The sequence below is a fragment of the Achromobacter sp. JCM 18799 genome, assembly GCF_055395645.1.
In genome coordinates this window covers 1507947-1529614 of record NZ_AP043866.1, presented here as the reverse complement: position 1 = coordinate 1529614, position 21668 = coordinate 1507947, and the positions used below count along the sequence as shown (strand labels likewise).

Annotated in this window: 14 protein-coding genes; 5 read left to right on the top strand and 9 right to left on the bottom strand. The window is 67.3% G+C overall.

What is annotated here, in order from left to right; all coding sequences use genetic code 11:
* Positions 1–30 precede the first annotated feature (30 nt).
* Both ACZ5YA_RS07295 and ACZ5YA_RS07290 read left to right on the top strand, forming a co-directional pair.
* Positions 31–1044 (top strand): response regulator, encoded by a 1014-nt coding sequence (locus tag ACZ5YA_RS07295; protein WP_059373117.1) that lies wholly within the window; start codon positions 31–33, stop codon positions 1042–1044.
* Positions 1045–1334: 290 nt separating this feature from the next.
* Complete coding sequence (locus tag ACZ5YA_RS07290; protein WP_059373115.1) at positions 1335–2618, top strand: cystathionine gamma-synthase family protein; 1284 nt, start codon at positions 1335–1337, stop codon at positions 2616–2618.
* Between the two features lie 26 nt (positions 2619–2644).
* On the opposite strand, the gene ACZ5YA_RS07285 is transcribed toward ACZ5YA_RS07290, so the two are convergent.
* Positions 2645–4156 carry an MFS transporter gene (locus tag ACZ5YA_RS07285; RefSeq protein ID WP_464092270.1) on the bottom strand — a complete coding sequence of 504 codons (1512 nt, stop codon included), beginning with the start codon at positions 4154–4156 and terminating at the stop codon, positions 2645–2647.
* Between the two features lie 153 nt (positions 4157–4309).
* Between ACZ5YA_RS07285 and ACZ5YA_RS07280 the strand changes: the two genes are divergently transcribed.
* Positions 4310–5194: a LysR family transcriptional regulator gene (locus ACZ5YA_RS07280; protein WP_464092269.1), complete on the top strand. Its 885-nt coding sequence runs from the start codon at positions 4310–4312 to the stop codon at positions 5192–5194.
* Positions 5195–5210: 16 nt separating this feature from the next.
* Here the strand turns inward: ACZ5YA_RS07280 and ACZ5YA_RS07275 are convergent, their stop codons facing one another.
* The 6 genes from ACZ5YA_RS07275 to ACZ5YA_RS07250 all read right to left on the bottom strand — a co-directional run bounded on the left by ACZ5YA_RS07275 (position 5211) and on the right by ACZ5YA_RS07250 (position 11162).
* On the bottom strand, positions 5211–5897 hold the full coding sequence (locus ACZ5YA_RS07275) for a GntR family transcriptional regulator (protein ID WP_059373109.1): 687 nt from the start codon (positions 5895–5897) through the stop codon (positions 5211–5213).
* A gap of 79 nt (positions 5898–5976) precedes the next feature.
* The gene (locus tag ACZ5YA_RS07270) at positions 5977–7005 is read right to left on the bottom strand and encodes a MerR family transcriptional regulator (RefSeq protein WP_059373637.1); all 1029 of its coding nucleotides are present in this window, start codon (positions 7003–7005) and stop codon (positions 5977–5979) included.
* 57 nt (positions 7006–7062) lie between these two features.
* Positions 7063–8286, bottom strand: coding sequence for an MFS transporter (locus ACZ5YA_RS07265; protein ID WP_118933284.1), 1224 nt, complete (start codon positions 8284–8286; stop codon positions 7063–7065).
* Positions 8287–8311: 25 nt separating this feature from the next.
* Positions 8312–9382: an alcohol dehydrogenase catalytic domain-containing protein gene (locus ACZ5YA_RS07260; RefSeq protein WP_464092268.1), complete on the bottom strand. Its 1071-nt coding sequence runs from the start codon at positions 9380–9382 to the stop codon at positions 8312–8314.
* Complete coding sequence (locus ACZ5YA_RS07255) at positions 9379–10491, bottom strand: flavin monoamine oxidase family protein (protein ID WP_464092267.1); 1113 nt, start codon at positions 10489–10491, stop codon at positions 9379–9381. Before ACZ5YA_RS07255 ends, ACZ5YA_RS07260 begins: the two co-directional genes overlap by 4 nt.
* The gene (locus ACZ5YA_RS07250; protein WP_464092266.1) at positions 10488–11162 is read right to left on the bottom strand and encodes a cupin domain-containing protein; all 675 of its coding nucleotides are present in this window, start codon (positions 11160–11162) and stop codon (positions 10488–10490) included. Before ACZ5YA_RS07250 ends, ACZ5YA_RS07255 begins: the two co-directional genes overlap by 4 nt.
* A gap of 149 nt (positions 11163–11311) precedes the next feature.
* On the opposite strand from ACZ5YA_RS07250, the gene gcvA reads away from it, so the two are divergent.
* Positions 11312–12229 (top strand): transcriptional regulator GcvA, encoded by a 918-nt coding sequence (gene gcvA, locus ACZ5YA_RS07245; protein ID WP_464092265.1) that lies wholly within the window; start codon positions 11312–11314, stop codon positions 12227–12229.
* 43 nt (positions 12230–12272) lie between these two features.
* On the opposite strand, the gene ACZ5YA_RS07240 is transcribed toward gcvA, so the two are convergent.
* On the bottom strand, positions 12273–13163 hold the full coding sequence (locus ACZ5YA_RS07240) for a LysR family transcriptional regulator (RefSeq protein WP_118933280.1): 891 nt from the start codon (positions 13161–13163) through the stop codon (positions 12273–12275).
* A 130-nt stretch (positions 13164–13293) separates the two neighbouring features.
* Here ACZ5YA_RS07240 and ACZ5YA_RS07235 point away from each other — a divergent pair, with 130 nt between their 5' ends.
* Positions 13294–13890, top strand: coding sequence for a short chain dehydrogenase (locus tag ACZ5YA_RS07235; protein ID WP_059373096.1), 597 nt, complete (start codon positions 13294–13296; stop codon positions 13888–13890).
* Positions 13891–14022: 132 nt separating this feature from the next.
* Here ACZ5YA_RS07235 and ACZ5YA_RS07230 read toward each other — a convergent pair whose 3' ends face one another.
* On the bottom strand, positions 14023–21576 hold the full coding sequence (locus ACZ5YA_RS07230; RefSeq protein WP_464092264.1) for an autotransporter-associated beta strand repeat-containing protein: 7554 nt from the start codon (positions 21574–21576) through the stop codon (positions 14023–14025).
* Positions 21577–21668: the final 92 nt, after the last annotated feature.

Here is a 21668-nt window from a genome sequence, read left to right as displayed (position 1 = left end):
GCGGACCACGACAGCATTCAAGGACTCACTATGCAACCTCCCATTGACAGCTCGGCTTCGGCGAACCTGAATTCGCATGCGGCCATGGTGTTGCTCGTCGACGACCAGGTGATGGTCGGCGAGGCCATCAGACGGGCCCTGGCCACGGAGGGCAACATCGACTTCCACTATTGCTCGGACCCGGAAAAAGCGCTGACCGTGGCGATCCAGACCCGGCCCACCGTCATCCTGCAGGACCTGGTGCTGCCGGGCGTGGACGGACTGAGCCTGGTGCAGGAGTACCGTGGCCATCCGGTGACGCGCGACATCCCCATCATCGTGTTGTCCACCAAGGAAGATCCGGCGATCAAGAGCGCGGCCTTTGCCGCCGGCGCCAACGACTACCTGGTCAAGCTGCCCGACTCCATTGAACTGGTGGCGCGCATCCGCTATCACTCGCGCTCGTATCTGGCGCTGGTGCAGCGCGACGAGGCCTACCAGGCCTTGCGCCAGAGCCAGCAGCAACTGCTGGAAAGCAATATGGAGCTGCGCCGGCTGACCAATTCCGACGGCCTGACGGGCCTGGGCAACCGCCGTTATTTCGACGAGTACCTGAATGCGGAATGGCAGCGCGCGCGCCGCGACGGCCGCGAAATCAGCATGCTCATGATCGACGTGGACCACTTCAAGGCCTACAACGACACCTATGGCCACATCGCTGGCGACGAGGCGCTCAAGCGGGTGGCCAACACCATCTTCGCCAGCTGCGACCGGTCCACCGACCTGGCGGCGCGATTCGGCGGCGAAGAGTTCGCGCTGGTGCTGCCGGGCACGCCGGCCGGCAGCGCGCGGCTGGCCGCCGAGAAGCTGCGCCGCGCCGTCGAGGCCATGCAGATTCCGCAGAAGGACACGGGTGATGGCCCCTGGCTGACGGTCAGCATAGGCACGGCCACGGCGGTGCCTCAGGGCGACCAGCCTTGCACCGACCTGATCCAGGTGGCCGACCGCGGCCTCTATCAAGCCAAGCGGCAGGGCCGCAACCGCGTCGTTCCCGGCGTGATGTAGGGGCGCGGCCGCGGGCAGGCTGCGCCAGCCATCTTCCGCGGGATCTCATGATTTTCCAAGCGATTGCGCCAAGTCGATGTAACCCGGCAGCGTCTTTCATGAAATCCTGGTGAAGAGAAATATTGTTTCTCACTGTCCCTGCCGGACGATGCAGGTGGAAAGGCCCTTGCGGCCGGCCACCGTCATTCTTCCATGCAGTCCGGGGCCGACAGCGCTATCGTTTCCGCATGCGTGACGCGTCTGCCCGGCGGCCCGGCCGGGCATCCGGAAACCAGACAGAGAGGCACAGCATGAGTTACTCCAGCTATCACAAGAAGGACATTTTCGGCCGCCCGCTGCATGCCGAAACCCAGATGATGTCCTACGGCTTCGACCCCTTCCTGTCGGAGGGCGCGGTCAAGCCGCCGGTGTTCCTGACGTCCACCTTCGCGTTCCGCTCGGCCGAGGACGGCGCGGCGTTCTTCGACCTGGTTTCAGGCCGCAAGCCCTTGCCGCAGGGGGAGTCGGCGGGGCTGGTGTACAGCCGCTTCAACCATCCCAATCTGGAAATCGTCGAAGACCGCCTGGCGCTGCTGGATGGCTCGGAAGATGCCGCGGTGACTTCCAGCGGCATGTCGGCGATCAGCGCGGTGTTCCTGGCCTTTTTGCGGCCGGGCGATCAACTGGTGCAGTCCGTGCCGCTGTATGGCGGCACCGAGACCTTGATCTCCAAGATCTTCCCGGAGTGGGGCATAGGCTCGCATGCGGTCGAAGACGGCCTGTCGGCCAAGAGCATGCGCACCGCGCTGGAGGCCGCGGCGGCCCAGGGGCCGGTGCGGCTGTTTTTTGTTGAAACGCCCGCCAATCCGACCAATGCGCTGATCGATTTCGAAGCCATGAAGAATGAGCTGGACGCCTTCGAAACGCGGCACGGCTATCGTCCCGTGTCGGTGTGCGACAACACGCTGCTGGGCCCGATCTTCCAGAAGCCGGCCGAGCATGGCGTGGATCTGTGCGTGTATTCGCTGACCAAGTACGTGGGCGGCCACAGCGACCTGGTTGCGGGGGCCGTCACCGGCAGCAAGGCGCTGATCAAGAAGGTGCGCGCCATCCGCAGCGCCTTCGGTTCGCAGCTGGACCCGCATTCCTGCTGGATGATCACGCGCTCGATGGAAACCGTGGTGCTGCGCATGAAGCAGGCCGCGCGCACGGCGACCAAGGTGGCCCAATGGCTGTCCGGCAATCCGCATGAAAAAGTGCAGATCTTCCATCCGGAAATGATTGCCGACCGGGCCTACCAGGACGTCTACAAGCGCCAGTGCACCGGGCCCGGCTCGACCTTCGCCTTCGTGCTGGAGGGCGGGCGCGCCAAGGCCTTTCGCTTCATCAATGCGCTGCACCTCTTCAAGTCGGCCGTCAGCCTGGGCGGCACCGAATCGCTGATCTGCCATCCGGCGTCCACCACGCATTCCGGCGTGCCGGCGGCCGAGCGCGAGGCGGCCGGCGTGTCCGAGGGGCTGGTGCGTGTGTCGATCGGACTGGAGCACGAGGAAGACCTGATCGCGGACATGGACCACGCCTTCCGCAACTGCTGAGCCGGGGCCGGCATGGCCGGCCGGTTTCAGGCCGCCATGCGCCGCCGGTTGAACAGCACGAATCCCGCCGTGACCAGCAGCATCAGCGCCGCGGTGGCGATGACCGCGGCATAGCCGGTGTCGAAGGCGGTCTTGGCCAGGCGCGTCAAGGCCATGCCCAGGTCCGACGACAGTCCGTCCGCCACGATCAGGGCCTGGTCCAGACTGTCGCGCGCCAGGTCGGACTGGGGCAGGCCCGCCGGCACGGCCAGCGTGTGCGCATAGACCCCGGACAGGATCGATCCCATCAGGGTGACGCCCAGCGCGCCGCCCAGCTCGTACGAGACCTCTTCGATCGAGGCCGCCATGCCGGCGCGCTCCGGGGTGGCGCTCTGCATGATGGTGCTGGACGCCGCCGTCATGGTGGCGCCTATGCCCGCGCCCAGCACGCACAGGCTGACCATCTGCGGCAGCAGCGCCGCGTCATAGCTCAGCAGATAGCCGGTCATGCCCAGGCCCGAGACCAGCAGCGACAGGAACAGCATCGTGGCGCTGTTGACGCGGCCCAGCAGCCAGCCCGCCAGAGGACCCGCGATGAAAGCGGCCAGCGACAGCGGCAGGATGAAGAGCGCGGCTTCGAGCGGCGACATGCCCATGACCAGCTGCAGCCGCTGGCTGAACACCAGCTCCATGCCCAGCAGAGCGGCGGCGGCGAACAGCGCGGCCGCCACCGCCGAACTGAAGCTGAGGTTGCGGAAGATGGCGAAGTCGATCAGCGGATAGGGCCGCGCGCGCTGGCGCCGCACGAATACGGCGAGCATGGCCGCGCCCGCGGCGCAGGCCAGGCCGGCATCGCGCCAGGAAGGGGCGGTCTTGCCCAGTTCCTTCAGCGCGTAGGCGCACAGGATCAAGCCGGCCATGACCTGCAGCGAGCCCAGCAGATCCCAGGGGCGCGAGGCGTCCGGACGGCTGGCCGGGATCAGGCGCCAGGCCAGCGGCAGCGCCAGCAGCACGATGGGCACGTTGATGAGGAATACGGACCCCCACCAGAAATGCTCCAGCAGCACGCCGCCCACCACCGGACCGACCGCGGCGCCGCCCGAGGCCACCGAGGCCCATACGCCGATGGCGATGGCGCGTTCGCGCTCGTCGGCGAAGGTCAGGCGCAGGATGGACAGCGTGGCCGGCATCATCATGGCGGCGCCCACGGCCAGCAGCGCGCGCGCCGCGATCAACGTGGCCGCGCCTGGCGAGTAGGCCGCGCACAGGGACGCCGCGCCGAACACGATCAGCCCCGCCATGAACAGGCGCTTGTGACCGAGGCGGTCGCCCAGCGTACCCATGCCCAGCAGCAGGCCGGACACGACCAGCGCGTAGATGTTCACGATCCACAGCTTTTCCGACGCATTGACGTTCAGCTCATGCGTGAGCCGGGGCAGGGCGGTATAGAGGACGGTCATGTCGACCACGATCAACAGCAAGGCGCTGGACACGATGGCCAGCACCAGCCAGCGGCCGGGCGCGGCCGTGGCGACAGCGTTCGGTTCAGTCCGCTGCATGGTTCTACTCCTGAAACTGAAACGCCTGCCGCGCCGAGGATACGGGCGGGGCCGGGATGGCCGGGTTCCAGAGCGCGCCATTATCCATCTTCTATTTGCCATAAAAAAGTTGGAAACCATCTATAAAATGGATGGATAAAGGAGGGCTGGGATATGCAATGGACACTGGACCAGCTGCGCCATTTCGTCGCCGCCGCGGAATCGGGATCGTTCTCGGCGGCCGCGCGGCGCCTGGGCAAGGCGCAATCGGCGATCAGCACCTCGGTGGGCCTGCTGGAAACGGATCTGGGCGTGGAGCTGTTCGACCGGTCGCGGCGCAACGCCACGCTGATGGCTACCGGGGAAGTCATGCTGCAGGAGGCCCAGGAGCTGCTGCGGCAAGCGGGCGCCTTGGAGCAGCGCGCCTTGTCGTTCGCCGCCGGGCGCGAAGCGCGCCTGGGCCTTGCGCTGGACGAAGGCCTGCCTTATCTGGTGGCCGACCAGTTGCTGAAGGAACTGGCCGAACGCTATCCGGCGCTGGAGCTGACCCAGCTCAACGGCACCGCGACGGAGGTCGCCGAATACGTGGAGCAGGGCCGCGCCAGCCTGGCCTTCCAGTTCGATCGCGGCGATCCCGGCAGCGCCTTCGCCCACCGCCATCTGGGCAACGTGGCGCAAGGCATCTTCGTGGCCCAGGGCCATCCGCTGGCCGCGTTGCCCGAGGTCGGGCGCAACGATCTGGCGCGGCACAGGCAGTTGCTCATGCAGATGGACGGCGTAGACCAGGTGGTGCTGAGCCCCTCGGTCTGGCGGGCCGACAGCAGCTACAACATCGCGGCCATGGCGGCCAATGGCGTGGGCTGGGCCATCCTGCCGCTGAATATCGGCGAATACGAGGGCTTCAGCAACGCGCTGGTCAGCGTGCGTTGCGCGGACCTGTTCCTGCCCATGCTGTCCGTGCGCACGCTGTGGCTGAGGGGCGGCAGCCTGAGCGAGACGGAACTCTGGCTGCAGCAGCGCATGGGCCAGCTATTGGCGGGGACGCAGGCGCAGCCGTAGCACGGCCGGCCCGGTTTCAACTGAGCAGCGCGCTGACCAGATCGCCGCCGCTGCGGCCGCCGTTCTTGAAATCCAGCGCCGTCTGTACGTGTTCCAGATGCGCATCCATCAGCGCGCAGGCGCGGTCGGCATCGCCCGCGCGGGCGGCCTCGATGAAGGCGTGATGTTCCTGCGACGAGCAACTGGCATCGTGCGAGCTTTGGTACAGCACGGTGATGACGGCGCTGCGTGCCGAGAGTTCGCGCAGCATCCCCGTGAGCACGGAATTTCCTACGGCCTCGGCCAGCAGGATGTGGAAATGCCCAAGCAACCGGTTGCGTTCCTGCACGTCGCCGCCTTCCAGCGCGCGGCGCTCCGCGGCCAGGTGCGCGTCGATGCGGCGGTAGTCCGCCGCCGTTGCCCGCGCCACGAACTCGCGCGCGAGCGCCGCTTCCAGGATACGCCGTACGGCATAGACCTCGCGCGCCTCGTTCGCGTCCGGCTTGCTCACGAAGGCGCCCTTGTCCGGCACGATGTTGATCAGCTTGTCCTTGGATAGCATCAGCAACGCGGCGCGGATCTTGGTCCGGCTGACCTGATACACCCCCGCCAGCGCCTCTTCGCGCAGCCGTGTGCCCGGCGGCAGCTTGTGCGCGACGATGGCCGCCGAGATTTCCTTGGCGATATCGTCGGCGCTGGGGTCGGGGCGGACTTCCTGGGACATGTTGGGGCAGGAGAGGGACAGGGCCGGTCAGTCTAGCAAATGGGCAGGCCCGGCGGTGACGGGGCCTGCCGGACCGGGCCTAGCGCGCCGCCGCCAGCGCGCCCATCGCCTGCCGCATGAACGACAGGGTGGCGTCATCGGTCCAGGTGCCGGCGGTGAGTTCGGGCTCGTTCATCAGCGCCTGGCGGAATTTCGCCTGGGTGGCGGGGTCGTTGCCGGCATAGCTGCGGAACAGGTCCAGCCAGCGCCGGGCCAGCGCCAGCGCCGTGGCCGAGTCCGGCGCCGCGCCCGCGTCGAGCGCGTCGCGCACGTCGGCCATCAGCTCGGGCCATTCGCCGATGCGGTCGCCGTAATGCTCACGCATGTAGCGCGCCTCGTCCGCGGTGAGGTACTTCTCGTAGATCCGCAGCTTGCTTTCCGAGAAGGCCTGCAGCACGTAGTCGCGCAAGGCCGGCGAGACGCCCATGTGCGCCTGCATCGCGGGCTCCCGTTCGTGCATCCGGTTCAGCTTGACCAGCAGGCGCGGGTCGCGATTGGTGTCGCGCAGCAGCAAGGTCATCCAGCGCAACGCCAATTCGCGCGGTCGCGCCTCTTCGGGTGCGGCGCCGGCATCGATCTGCGCCTGCACCTCCTTGATCAGCGCGAGCCAGTCCGCGTCGCCATCCTGGCTGCTGCGGTACATGGGCAGGCGGGCCAGTTCATCGGGGGAAAAATACTTGTCGTACATGGTCATGAGTTCCAGAGTGGTGAGCCAATCGGCCAGCTCTGGCTCCTTGCCTTGCGCCAACTGGCCCTGCAGCTGGGCGAGACGCTCGCGCAGCCGGGAGGCTTGCTGGATCTGGCGGTCGAGCATCGCGATCTGCCTGGCGATGATCTCGTCCATGGGAGTGTCGGGCTGGTCCAGATAAGCGCCGATTTCAGCCAGCGGCAATCCGAAGCGGCGCAGCGCCTGGATCTGATGCAGCCGGGCAATGTCGTCGCGGCCATACAGCCGATAGCCGTTGTCGGCGCGCGCCGAAGGCGTGAGCAGCCCGATCGCGTGATAGTGGTGCAGCGTGCGGACGGTCAGTCCGCTGCGCTTGGCCAGTTCTCCTACTTTCAGTTGCACGGCATTCCTCCTGTTGATGGCGCGGAACGAACTCTGGGACATGACGTTGCGTGAGGGTCAAGCCTGTTGGCGGCTCCTGGCGGACCCGGCCAGCAGCGCGACCGCCGCAATCGCCAGGGGAATGAATGACACCCACAGCACCGTGGCCCAGTCGTACGCGGCCAGCAGGCCGCCCGATGCAAAGGAGCCGACCGCCATGGTGCCGAAGATGATGAAGTCATTGAGCGACTGCACCCGGGTCCTTTCCTCGGGCCGATGGCATTCCAGCACCAGCGCCGACGCGCCCACGAAGCCGAAGTTCCAGCCCAGGCCCAGCAGGATCAACGTGACCCAGAAATGCGCCACGTCGATCCCCGTGAGGCCGATGGCCGCGGACAGGCCGGTCAGCGCCAGGCCCGCCGTGACGATGCGTCCGGCGCCGAAACGCGTGATGAGGCGTCCGGTGAAGAAGCTGGGGCCGTACATGGCGATGACGTGCCATTGCAGGCCCAGGTTGGCGCTTTCCTGCGAATGGCCGCAAAGATGCATGGCCAGCGGCGCGGCGGTCATCAGGAAATTCATCAGCAAGTAGGAGACGGCGCCGCAGACCACGGCCGTGATGAAGCGCGGCTGGCGCGCGATCAAGCCCAGCGGCCGTCCGCCCGCGACTTCGGCCGCGCTGGGCATGGGCAGGTGCACGCCCAGCAGGACCAGGGCCGAGATCGCCGCGACCGCGGCCTGCACAAGATAGGTCGCCGCGAACATGTGGACCGGCCACAGGTACATCGTATATGTGACCAGTTGCGGGCCGACCACGCCGGCCAGCACGCCGCCGCCCATCACGAAGGACAGGGCGCGGGCGCGCCGGGCGGGAGACACGCCGTCGGCCGCCGCGAAGCGGAACGACAGCACGACGGCGGCGTACGCGCCGCCGAAGAAGGTACCCAGGCAGAACAGCCAGAACGAGCTCAGCACGATGGCGGCGGCGGCCAGCAGACCCACGAGCACGCCGCAGGCCGTGCCAGCGAGAAAGGCGGCCCGGCGGCCGTAACGCCGCGCGATGGCGCCCATGGGCAGGATGCAGGCGGCCATGCCGACCACGAAGAGGGAAATGGGCAGGGTCGCCAGCGCCTTGTCCGGCGCCAGCATGTCGCCGACGATGGCGCCGGTGGCGTAGACCACGACGGCGTTGGCGCCTGCCAGCGCCTGGGCGATCGTCAGCCGGGCGATGTTGCCGCGCTGCGCCTGGGGCGAGAGTTCAGCGCTGGGCGCGGCCGATGGCGCCGGGGTTGATGCGGACAAGTGGGTCTCCTCGAGGATTGCGGTTTTAGTTGGTATGGGTAGCGGTTTGCCATGTGCGGCGTCGTTCCCGCGCGGCGTCCATGGTCAGGACCACGCGGAACTTCGCATCGCCGGACTTCAGGCGCAGCAAGGCGTCGGCTGCGCGTTCCAGGGGTAGAGTCTCGACCATGGGCAGCGCCTCTGCAAGTACGCTGAAGTTCAGCGCTTTTTCAGTTTCCCAGGGCGTGCCGGTCATGGACCCGGCAACGGTCCGCTCGCCGCCCACCAGAAAGCCCGGAGGCACCGCCAGCGGGACGCGGCCCACGCCCAGCAACATCGTGCGGCCTTGCGGAGCCAGTCCGCGCATGGCCTCGGACACGGCCTGCGTGTCGGTGATGGTGGCGATCAGCGCTTGTGCGCCGCCCATGCCGAGGAGCCGTTGCGCGGCGTCTTCCCCGTTGCTGTCGATGTAGACATGGGCGCCCAGGCGCAAGGCGTCAGCGGCTATGTCGCAGCCCCGGCCGATGGCTACAACCTTCATGCCCATGCGGCGGGCGTATTGCAGCGCCATGTGGCCCAGGCCGCCTATGCCCAGCACGGCGACGAGATCGCCGGCCTGCGCCCCGCATTTCCTGAGCGCGTTGAAGGTGGCGATGCCGGCGCAGAGTATCGGGGCGGCTTGTATGGCGTCGAGCTCGTCGGGTATGGCAACCAGTCCGGTCGTCCGGGCCAGCATCAGTTCGGCATAGCCGCCGTCCTGGGTGACGCCGACTACCGGTTGATTCGTGCAGAGATTGAAGAGGCCTTGGCGGCATTGCGCGCAGGTACTGCAATGACCGCCCAGGCGTCCCACGCCGACGCGTCGGCCGATGTTCCAGTGGGCGTCGACGCCCGCGCCGAGCGCGGCGACGCGCCCGACGGCTTCGTGGCCGGGGATGCGCGGCCGTTGCAGCGCCGGATTGTCGATATCGGCCGCGTCGGCGCCACAGACGCCGCAGGCTTCGACACGCAGCAGTACTTCTCCGAGGCCGGGTTCGGGCGTGGGCAATTCAACGAATTCGAGCCGGCCGGGCGCGGTGGTCCGAATGGCGCGATAGGTGGAAGGGACGCGCGTCATCGGGCGGGGACTCCGGGCGGGACCGCGTTGGGGGCGGGTGCAGCGCGGTCCAGCAGCCACTTCACGCCGGCGTCCGCGGCATCGATGGCGCCAGCCAGATAGCCGGGGAATGCGGCGGACCATTCGCTGGCTATCCCGGCCAGGCGGCCCGCCCATACGCCAGTCTCGGCCGCAACCGCGGGTGCGGCCGGGTGCGCGCCGCCATCCATGCAGTCCGCCGCCGTGGAGGTGTCGGGGTCTTGCGACCAGTCCTTGTAGAACTCCCGCTCGGGCTTGAGCGCCTGGGGGCCGAACAGCCGGGCGAGCTGCGCGCGGCTGTGGGCCATCAGCACGTCCTGGCCGACGGAACGGCGCGCCGCCGCGGGCACGTCTACGAATCCGAACAGGGCAGGACCTTGCGGGGTGCTCGCGTCGTGGACCTCGGCCAGAGGCCCGCGGCTGCTGCGGGCCGCGCCAGACATGCCTTGCTCGCGCCAGAATGCCGAGCCGTAGACGGCGAGGTACTTCGCATGGGGAGCCATCCAGGTCGGCGTGCCGCGCCATTGCGTTGCCAGCGCGCTCGGCAGCGGAGGGTCGAAATCGATACGGGATTGCGCCAGGCGCGGAGGCACGGCCAGCAGCACTCGCGAGGCCTGAAAGACGCTGGGCCGTCCCTCGCTGTCCCGCGCGTGCACTTCGATGGCGGGGCCGGTCGCACGCAGCCGGGTCACGGTCTGGCCCAGCTTGATGCGCGCCGGATCCAGGCGTGCGCGCAGGGCATCGATCAGGCCGCTCATGCCGGCCGCCAGCCGCATGGACGCCGGATGGCTGGGGTAGCCATGCATGCGCACCGGCGTTCCTGAACGCTCGACCATCATGGAACCCGCTTCGTGTTGCGGGATGATAGACAAGCCGAAATCGCGGACGATGGCGCCAAGCCCGGGCTGGATCGCAGGCCAGAACCACGTGGGGCCCAGATCGTAGGAACCTGCGCCCAGGATGCGGCCGCCGGGCCTGTCGCGCGCTTCCAGCAGCAGATGGCTGCCGGCGCCATGCCGTTGCAGCAGCAGGGACGCGTACAGGCCGGAGAGTCCCCCTCCGACGATGACGGTGTCCACTTGTGTCGTCATGGCTGGCTCCCGCCGTTCGGGTCCGGCAGATGGACGGTCTTCAGATAGACGGTAGCGCCCTGGGCGCCAGCGGCGAGCGCGGCGTGCGCGCCACGGGCAAGGCGCAGCCAGCTGCCTTGCGGGTAAGAGGCTTGTCCATCGGCAATTGATCCGGCCAGCACCAGTATTTCCGCATCCGCGGCCGCGGTCCGTGGCAGCGGTGCGTGGGCGGGCAGGCGCCGCAGGCAAGTCTGCTCATAGGACGCGGAGTAAAGCGGGCAGGTTTCGCCGCCGCGCTCGCGCGTCCAGGCAGCGGGATCGCGCGTGTCGATGCGCACGATGGATTGTTCATCCGCGGGCATCTGCCGCAATTTGACGAAGATGGTGGCGCCGTTCCTGCTGGAAGGGGCATGGGCGGAACCGGGCGGATTGCGCAGGTACCAGCCTGCCGGATAGTCGCCGCTGGCGTCGGAGAAAGTGCCGGACAACACCAGTATTTCTTCGCCGCCGGGATGGGCGTGCGGTGGAAAACGGCTGTCCGGCTCGTAGCGCACGATGCTGGTGGCGCGCGCCTGTTCGCCGCCCACGCGGTCCAGCATCATGCGTTCCACGCCGTGCTGCGGCGACGGCATCCATTGGTACTGCTCCGGCGTTACGACGACGTTGCGTGAGAAATCGGCATTGATAAGCATGATATTGGTAGAAAAGCTATTTCAGGATGACGTCTGGCCCTTGGCTGCCATGTGCTGAAAAGGCTAGAGATAGAGCGTATTCTTGGCCAATCGGCAGCAGCAGACAAACCAGATAAACTACCTCTAATAGAAAGAAAAACTTTATCGTCATGAAGTCTCTTGCGCACCTCAACGCGCTGCGCACCTTCGAGGCCAGCGCGCGCCATCAAAGCTTTTCGGCAGCCGCGGCCGAGCTGCACGTGACGCCTGCCGCGGTGGGCCAGCTCGTGCGCGCGCTGGAGCAATGGCTGGGCGCGCCGCTGTTCCATCGCGGCGCCAGCGGCAAGGCGCGGCTGGTCCCGACGGCGGCGGCTGAACGCGCGTTGCCGGAGATACAGGCGGGGCTCGGCAAGCTGGCACTCGGCCTGGAGCGCTTGAAGGAAGGTTCCTTGAGCGGCATGCTCACCGTGGCCGTGAGTCCGGCGTTCGCCGCCAAGTGGCTGCTGCCCCGGATCGAGCGCTTCCAGCACGCCTGGCCCGATACCGACGTGCGCCTGGACACCAACCTCAAGCCGGTGGATTTCGCGGCCCAGCAGATCGATATCGGTGTGCGCTATGGCGCTGGCGTCTGGCCCGGCCTGGCGGCGGAAAAGCTGATGGACGAAGAGGTCTACCCGGTCTGCTCCCCGGAACTGTTGCGTCGGCGCAAGGCGGTGAAGCGTCCGGCCGAGCTGGCGGGCGAGACCTTGATCCATGATCTGTCGATGGACGCGCAGACGGGATTTCCGACCTGGGCCATGTGGCTGGAGAAAGTCGGCGTGCAAGGCGTATCCACGGCCCGAGGCATGAAGATCAACAATTCCGCCGCGGTGCTGCAGGCGGCTATCGATGGCCATGGCGTGGCGCTGGCCCGCAGCGTGATGGCGCATGATGATCTCGCCGCCGGCCGCCTGGTGCGCCTGTTTCCGCAGTTGGCGGTTCCCTCCGCGTTGGCCTACTACGTTGTTTATCGGCCGCAGGAGCGGGAGCTGCCCCGATTGGCCGCCTTCCGCGACTGGCTGTTCGACGAGGCCGCTGCCTGTCGGTAGCCGGGTTCGGAGTCCGGCGGACCTTGCGTGACACCCGCCGCGCTTACTTCGCGGCGCGGGTGAATCTCTTCACCATGAATTCCACGAAGGTCGTGAGCTTGGGCAGGGCCTTGCGGTCCTTGGGATAGAGCAGCGTGATCGGCCGGGCCACGGGCCAGGCCGATTCAAGGATCGGGACCAGTCGGCCCGCGCGCACGTCTTCGGCCAGCAGCAGCTCCGGCTGCAGCACGATGCCGAATCCGGCCAGCGCCGCCTGCCTGAGCGCCTGGCCGTTGTTCGACACGAAGCGGCCCGCAGGGTAGGCCGCGCCGCCATTCTCCGCGTTCAGGCGCCAGCCGGTGCGGCGGTTCCAGTAGGAGAAGTCCAGGCATTGATGGCGCGCCAGGTCGCTTGCCGTTTCGGGCGTGCCGTGGCGTTCCAGATAGGCGGGCGCCGCGCAGATGATCATCTGGTAGCGTCCGATCTTGCGCGCGACCAGGCTGGAATCGGCGGGTTCGCCGATGCGCACCGCCAGGTCGTAGCGCGAGGCCACCACGTCTTCGACGGCGTCGCTCAAGGCCAGGTCCACGCTGACGTCGGGGTACTCGGACAGGTAGTCGGCGATGGCGGGGGCCAGCGCGAACGACCCGAAGGTCACGGTGGAGGTGATGCGCAGATGGCCGCGCGGCGCCGCGCGCATGGCTTCGGCGCCTTGTTCGGCATCGCGGATGTCCGACAGGATCACCTTGCAGCGGGCGAAATAGGCCTGGCCCGCTTCCGTCAGGCTCTGGCGGCGCGTGGTGCGGTTCATCAGCCTCAGGCCCAGCCGCGCTTCCAGGCCCTTGATGTGCTTGGCCGCCATGGCGGGCGACATCTCGTGGCGGGCCGCCGCCGCGGTCAGGCTGCCCAGCTCAACGACCGCCACAAAGACTTCCATGCTGAGCAAGCGGTCCATGGATTACGCACCCTGAGTGTGAAGTGAACCCACCATTCTAGGATTTTTCCAGGATGCGTCCTTGGCCAGAATGCGTACAAGCGCTGGCGATATCGCGGGCGCACCCCACAACATACGAATCGGAGTTCCCATGAAAATCATCCTGATCGGCGCCACCGGCACCATCGGCCGCGCGGTCGCCCAAGAGCTGGGCCAGCGCCACGACATCATTGCCGTCGGCAAGACGCGCGGCGAGCATCAGGTCGACGTGACCCGGAGCGACAGCATCCGCGCCTTGTTCGAGCGCGTGGGGAAGGTGGACGCCATCGTCTCCACCACCGGCAGCCTGCACTTCGGACCGCTGGCCGAAATGACGGCGGAGCAGTTCAAGATCGGCCTGCACGACAAGCTGCTGGGGCAGGTGGATCTGGCGCTGATCGGCCAGCATTACGTCAACGAAGGCGGTTCCATCACGCTCACCAGCGGCATCCTGACCGATGAACCGATCCGCTACGGCGCCAATGCGTCCGCGGTGAATGCCGCCATCGACGGTTTCGTGCGCGGCGCCGCCGTGGAACTGCGGGGCGTGCGCATCAATTCGGTCAGCCCCACGGTCCTGACGGAATCGCTGGATGCCTACGGGCCGTACTTCCAGGGCTTCGAATCCGCGCCGGCCAGCCGCGTCGCGCTGGCCTACAGCCGCAGCGTGGAAGGCGCGCAGACGGGGCGGGTGTTCCGGGTGTGGTGATTGCTCAGGAGGTCCTGGCGCGGTAGCGGCATGCCGCCACCCTGGGACCCAGCCTAAACAAAGCCCGCAGCGGACGGACCGCTGCGGGCTTGGGCATGCCAGGGACCGGCTGCCCGGCCCAGGTCACGAGGCTTACCAGAGCACCTTCAACCCGACAGAGCCCTGCGCGCCGGTCTTGACGCGGCTGTCGCCGCTGTTGGCCCAGAGCTTGCCCACGTCGCCGTAGAGGCTGGTGTTCTTGGTCAGCTGCAGCATGGCGCCCACCGCGAACTCGGTCGACGTGTAGCCGCCCTTGGCGCGGATGTCGGTGGTGCCGGCTGGAGCGCTGAAGCTGGCCACGTCGGTGGTGTTGCTGGCCTTGTACAGATTGACGCGGGCAAAGGGCTGCAGCACGGTGCCGCCAATGCTGTAGCTGCCCTTGACGCGGGCGCCCAGACGCAGGGTCCAGTCATCGTCCGCATCGTTCTTCACCTTGGCCAGGCTCAGCGTGGTGTCGTCCAGGTTGAGCTTGCGGTAGATGATTTGCGCTTGCGGTTCCAACTGCCAGCTGCCGCCCAGGTCGAAGGGCTTGCCCACTTCCAGCGAGGCCAGCCAGCCGTGGCCCTTGGTGGTGGCGCCAGCGCCGGTGTCGGCCGTGCGCAGGCTGCTGCGGTAGTCGGCGCCCTGGATCACGGCGTCGGCGTACAGGCCGGAGTCATGCTGCCAGGTGCCGTACAGGCCGACGTAGCGGCCGCGCAGGTTGTTGTAGCCCGCGTACTTGCGCTCCATGCCGCTGGAGAAGCCGCGCACGCCCATGTCGCCGTCCAGCTGGCCCACGTACAGGCCGGCCTTGAGGTTGCGGTCGGCGTACACGTCCACGCCTGCCTGGAAGCCGGTCAGGTGGCCGCTGCTCTCGGGATTGACCGTGCCTTGCTGCGTGATGGTCGGCGCCGTGCGCAGCACCCGGGCCCAGGCGCGGTGGTTCGGGTCCTGATCGATGGCGCCTTGAGCGGCGTCGTCGCCCATGCGCTTGCGCATGTCGCCGAGCATCGCCATGTCCGCCTGGCGCAGTTGCGCGGGCAGGGAGGACAGCAGCGGCACTTCTTCGCGGTAGGCGGGCGCCGGCGTGACGCCGGGGCCGGGGTTCTGCGTGTTGGTCGAGTGCAGCGCGGCTCCCTGCGTCGTCTGGGTCAGGCGGTACTCATAGGCGCCGGCGTCGACATGGTTGCCCGCGAGGGTGAAGCTGCCGGGTTGCAGACTGGCGCCGTTTTCGGTGGCGATGACCTGGATGCCCTGGCTGCCTGTCTGTGCGCCCAGGCCGCCGGCATTGGTGATCTGCACCGTGGTGCTGCCGCTGGCGATGGCGCTGGGGCCGCTCAACAGCAGCTTGTCGGTGGCGCTGCCGTCCGCGCCCAGCGCGGTGGAAACGCCCAACTTGCCGTTGTTGCCGACATAGGGGCCGGTGACCTTGAGCACGGCCCCCGGCGTGGCGCCGCTGAGATTGACCGCGCCGCTGTTGTTCAGGCTGGCCACGGTCTGGCTGTAGCCTGCCAGGTCCAGCACCGCGCCGCTGGCCACGGTGTGGGCAGAGGCGCTGCTGAAGGTGTTTGCCGCGCCGGCCTTGAGCGTGCCTTGCGCGACATCGGTCGCGCCGGTGTAGCTGTTGCCTGCGCTGGTCAGCGTCAGGACGCCGGTTCCCTGCTTGGTGAGGAAGCCGCCGCCGGTGATGGCGCCGGCCCAGGTGGCCGTGTTGGCGCCGGTGTCGATGACCGGGTCGTTGGTGCCCGTCATGGCCAGGTCGTTGGCGATGGTCATGCCGTTGGCGATCAGGCTAATGACGGTGCCGTCGTCCATGGCCAGCGTGCCCGTACCCAGGCCTTGCGCATGGCCCAGGGCGATGCTGCCTTGCTTGAGCTGCACGCCGCCCGTGAAGGTGCTGCCGCCGGTCAGCGCGAGTGCGCCAGCGCCGGTTTTGACCAGGTCGCCGCCGCCCACGAAGATGCCCATGTAGGTGGACGCGCTGCCCGCCGCGATGTCGGCGGTCAAGCGCCCGCCGCCCAGCGCCACGGTGCCGCCGCCGCTCAGGCTGCTGGCCAGCAGCGAGTTGCCGTTGAGGTCCAGCACGGCGCCCGTCAATACCTGATAGCCGGTGCCTTGGACCAATGCCGTCGCGGAGCCTGCGCGCAAGGTGCCGCCCGCGACCAGCGTGCCGCCGGTATAGCTGTTTACGCCGGTCAGGGTCTGCGTGCCCGAGCCCTGCTTGACCAGGGTGCCGGTGCCGATGACCGAACCGGCGAAGATGCCGTCGGCCGAACCGCCCGCCAGCAGGGTGTTGGTTCCCATCTTGATGTTGCCGGCGCCCGCGAGGGTGCCGAACACCTGGGCGCCTTGGCCTGCCGACAGGTCGAAGGTCGCGCCGTTGGCGACGGTCACGACGCCGGTGGCGGCGAGGCTGCTGCCCGCGCCCAACGCGACCGTGCCGCTGTTGACGTAGGTGCCGCCGGTGTAGCTGTTGGCGCCGTTGAGCGTCAGCGTGCTGGCGCCGTTCTTGGTCAGGCTGCCCGCGCCCGAGATGTTGCCGTTGAGCGTCAGGTCCTGGCTGCCTTGCACCGTGAGGCCGGCGTTCAGGGCGATGTTGTTCGCCAGCGCCAGCGCCTGGGTGTTGTCCAGCGTGGCCGCGCCGCCTACCGTCAGCGTGCCGGAACCGAGCGCGGCGCCGTTGCCGACGATCAGGCCGCCCGCGTTCAGAAGGGTGCCGCCGACGTAGCTGTTGACGCCGCTGAGGGTCAGGTTGGCCGCGCCGTTCTTGATCAGGCCGCCCGCGCCGCCGACGGTGCCGTTCAGCTCCATGGTGTTGGAACCGGCGATCGTCAGCGCGCCGTTCAGCGCGACCTTGTTGCGCACGGTGACTGCCGTGTTGCTGTCCAGCGTGGTGCCGTTGGCAGCGGTCAGCAGGCCGTTGCCCAAGGCCTTGTCGTTGCCCAGCACCAGCGTGCCGCCGTTGAGCGCCGTGCCGCCGGTATAGCCGTTGGACGCGTTGAGCACCAGGGTGCCGGGGTCGACCTTGGCCAGCGTGCCGCTGCCAACGAGCGGGGCGTTGATGGTCGCGGTCACGCCGGGATCGACGCGCACGAAGGCGTAGCCCGAGCCGCCGTTGACCAGGTTGAGCGATCCCAGCGAGCCGGGCTCCAGGACATAGCCGTCGGTCAAGAACTGCATGCCCGTCGTGCTTTGCGCGCCTGCGACGGTGACCGTCCCTGCGGCGCCCTGGAACACCGCGAAGTTGCCGGCCCAGGAGCGGTTCCCGTTGCCGTCGACGCCGGTCCAGTTGGCGTTGGCGCCGTCCCAGGTGCCGCTGCCGCCTTCGATCGCGCCGTTGCCGACGGTTTGCGAGCCGTCCCAGAACTGCACGGTGACGTTGGGCGCGGCGACCAGCAGGTTGACTTGGTTGGCGACGGAGGTCTGCAGCGTCAGGTCGGGCGCCTGCACATTGCTGGGCAGGTTGCCGAAGCGCATGCCGCTGTTGGTCAGGCTGCCGCCATAGTTCATGAGGCGGTACACGCCGGTGCCGAAGCCGCCGGCGTCGCTGATATTGAGCGTGCCGCCCAGCTGCAGGTTGCCGGTCACGTTCACCAAGGCAGTGCCGCCGCCCAGGGCGGGGGCGCCCAGGCTGGCATTCACGATCGACTGGGTGCCGAGCCCCATGCTGCCGACCGACAGGGTGTGGCCGTCCGTCAAGTTCAGGGTGGCGTTGCTCTGGAGCGTCACGTCGCCGGCGATGCTGCCGGTTCCACCCAGGGCAGCGCCGCTGTACACCATCACATTGGTGCTGGCGAGCGAGCCGTCTACCCACAGGCTGCCGGCGCTGACTGAGGTCTGGCCGGTAAGCGTGTTGTTGCCGGAAAGAACCATCGATCCCGTGCCGCTCTTGGTCAACCAACCCATGCCGTCGAGCTGGCCGCCGAAGTTGCTGTTGGCCCCGTTGGCGCCGATGGTCAGGTTGTTCCCGTTCGAGACCGTTACGGTGCCGTTGCCGTTCAGGCTGGCCAGACGAGCCAGATTGGTGATGAACAGATTGGCGCCGGCTGCCACGTTCGCGGTGGCATTCTGGCCCAGCGCGTTGTTGCCCGCGGTGGTCAAGCTGCCGCCTTGCAGATCGATCATGCCGCTGAAGGTGTTGGCGCTGCTGGTGAGCGAGAGGTCGTTCGCGCCCGTCTTGCGTAGCGTGCCGTTGCCGTTGAGCTGTCCATCCAGGATCAGGCTGTTGTTGCCCGCCACCTTGAGCGTGCCGCCTACATTGACGTCGTTGTTCAGGCGCATCGGACCGGCGGTGTCCAGCTGCGTGTTGCCCGTGACGGTCAGCATGCCGGTGCCCAGCGCCGCGGCATTGCCCAGGCTCAAGTCGCCGGCATTGACCGTGGTGCCGCCGCTATGGCGGTTTTCGCCATTGAGGGTGAGTCGGCCGGCGCCGTTCTTGACCAGCTCGGTGGAGCCGTTGATCACGCCGTTCAGGGTGAAATCATTGCTGCCGTCCAGCGTCAGGGAAGCGCTCAGTTGCACGTTGTTGGCCAGGGTCACCGCGCGGCTGGCTTCCAGGGTGGCCGCGTTGCGCACGGTCAGCGTGCCCTCGCCGAGCGCGGCGTCGTGGCCCACGGCCAGGTTGCCGCCCGTCAGGTTGACGCCGCCCTGGAAGGTGTTGGCGCCGTTCAAGGTCAGCTTGCCCGTGCCGCGCTTGGCCAGGCCGCCTGTGCCGTTGACCAGGCCGTCCAAAGTGAGGTCCTGGTTGCCGACGAGGCTCAGGTCGCCGGCCAGGTTGACCGTGTTGGCGAGGCTCAATGCCACGCTGTTGTCCAGCTGCATGCCGGAGGCGGCAGTCAGGGTGCTGTTGCCCAGCGGATTGCTGGAGGCCAGCACCAGCGTGCCGCCGTTCAGCGCCATCGTGCCGCCGAAGGAGTTGTTGCCGCCCAGGGTCAGGGTGCCGCTGCCGTTCTTGTTCAGGCCGCCGCTGTTGCCGGCGATGTCGCCGTTCAGGATCAGGTTATTGCTGCCGCCCAGGTTCAGCTGGCCTTGGGCAACGATCTGGTTGGTCAGCGTGAGGGCCTGGTTGTTGTCCAGCGTGGTGCCGCCTGTAGCGGTCAGGGTCGCCGTGCCCAGCGCGTTGTTATTGCCGACCACGAGCGTGCCGCCCGCCAGCAGGGTACCGCCCTGGTAGCCGTTGTTGCCATTGAGCACCAGCTTGCCCTGGTCCAGCTTCTGCAGGGTGCCGGTGCCATTGATGTCCACGCCGATCGTCGCGGTGACGCCCGGATCGACCCGCACGGCGAAATTGCCGCCATCGCGGTTGACCGCTATGAGCTTGCCGTCGATGCCTGCCGCCAGTTGGTAGCCATCGGTCATGAATTGCATGCCGTTCACGGTCTGCTCGCCCTTCACCGTCACGGTGCCGGCCTGGCCTTGGAATACGGCGAACTGGCCGATCCACGACCGATTGAGAACGGCGTTGGAGTCGGTCCAATTGGTGTTTGTGGAATCCCACGAGCCGTTGCCGCCAGCGATAAGGCCGTCGGGCACCGTGGCGGCGCCATCCCAGAATTGCATGGTCCGGTTCGGCGAGTCGACGATCAGGTTGACCTGATTCGTGACCGAGGTTTGCAACGTCAGTTCCGACGTGGGCATCGTGCCAGGCAAGGTGCCGTAGTCGAGGATGTTGTTCACGAGGTTGCCGGAGGAGTAGTCGAACAGGCGGTAGACGCCATTGCCGAGCCCGCCGGCATCGGTGATGTTCAACACGCCATCCAAGGTCAAGCCGTTGTTGGCCTGGAAGAGCGCGGGATTGCCCGTGCTAGGAGCACCCAGCGCGACATTGATATTGGAGGTCTGCGAGAGGTCTATCGCGCCCGCGGTCAGTTTCTGGCCGCTGCTGCCGGCCAGGGTGCCACCGTTGGCAACGGTCAGCGTGCCGTTGATGGCGCCGCCGCCGCTCACGGTGCCGCCGCTCTGGACGGTGACACCGGTGTTGTTCAAGGCGCCGCTGACTTTCAGGGTGCCGGCTTTGACGGTGACAGGGCCGCTCAGGGAGCTGTTGCCCGAGAGTTCCAGTGTGCCAATGCCCACTTTTTCAACCGAACCGCCGCCGACCAGCGCGCCGGCATAGGTGCTGTCTGCGTTGGTGCCGCCCAGTTGGAGCAAGCTGGCCACGCCGGTGCTGGTGGTGCCGCTGCCGCTAAGAGCCCCAATCTGCGCGTTGCCAGTAAGGGTCAGAACAGTGCCTGCGGCCAACTTCACGCTGCCGGGGGTACCCAGAGCATTGTTGGCGAATGTCGTGACGTACCCTTGTTCGATGTCGATAGCGCCGGAGTATGTGTTGCTGGTAAACAGGAGCAATTCTTCCGCGCCAGTCTTGATCAGCTTGCCGCTGCCGCTCAATGGGCCGGCCAATTGCAGCGGATTCGAGGTCTGCATGGTCAGTTCGCCATTGACGCTGATGGCGTTCTGCAGCATCACGGGCCCGTTGTTCTTCAGCGTGGCCGTGCCGTTGGCGACCAGCGTGCCGCTCCCCAGGGAAGTCGCGTTGGCGAACGCCAATGTGCCGCCATTGAGGGCGATGCCGCCGGCGTGGCCGGGGTTGGTGTTGTTGAGGGTGAGCGTGCCAGTGCCGGTCTTGACCAATTGGCCAGGGCCCGAGATCAGCGAATTCAAGGTCAGGTCATTGTCGCCGGCAACCGTCAGGTTCGCATTGAGGGCGATGGCGTTGCCTAGCGTTACGGTGTTGCTTGCCGTCAGGGTGGAAGCGCCGCCCACGGTCAGGCCGCCGGAACCCAAAGCCTGATCGTTGCCCACCGTCAGCGTGCCGGCGTTCAGCGTGGTGCCCCCCTGGTAGACATTGGCCCCGTTCAAGGCAAGGTTGGCGGCGCCGTTCTTGATCAGCGATCCTCCTGGGCCGTCAACGACGCCGTTCAGCGTCAGGTCGGCGCTTCCGCCTATCCCCACGCTGCCCATCAGATTCACATTGTTGTCGAGGGCCACCTTGTTATTGGCGTCGAGAACCGTGTTGTTGAGCGCCGTCAGGGCGCCGCTGCCCAGAGCGGTATTGCTGCCGACCTCCAGACGGCCGGCCTCGATTATCGTGCCGCCGGTATAGCTGTTGTTGCCGTTGAGTACCAGCGTGCCGCTGTCTTGTTTGCGCAGGGTGCCGCTGCCGCCTATGGCGACGCCCAAGGTTGCGGTCACGTTGGGATTGACCCGAATATTGGCAATGCCGCTGGTATTCAGCTGGCCATTGGCTCCGCCCACCAGCTTGTAGCCGTCGTTCTGGAACTCCAGGCCCGTGATGCTGTGTTGGCCGCCGACCGCCACGGTGCCGGCGGTGCCGGGGGGGCCGGAGAATACCGCGTTGCCGCCGTTCCAGGATTGATTCGGCGTCCCGATATCGGAAGTCCAGTTGGTATCGGAGTAATCCCAGATGCCAGAGCCGCCATCCGCCGAACCGTTCGCCACGGATTGGCTGCCGTCCCAGTACAGACTGGGGGGAACTGCGTAGGCGTTGGCGGCGACCATCGCCATGCCCAGCGCGCCCGCCAGTTGTGCACCGCCGCGACGCAGGCGCCGGGCAGGACTGCTGCTTTTTGCCGGCCCGCGGGCGATTTCACTGACGGCCTGCCACACGCCGGCGGCGGCGTTGAAGACTACTCGATAGACGTGATTCATTGATCTCTTCTATGCCGGAGCCGATGCCAGCCCGGCAAAATTGGACGTTGTATTGATGTAAATGAAACTAAATGCGTCTTGGTGGTAGGTCG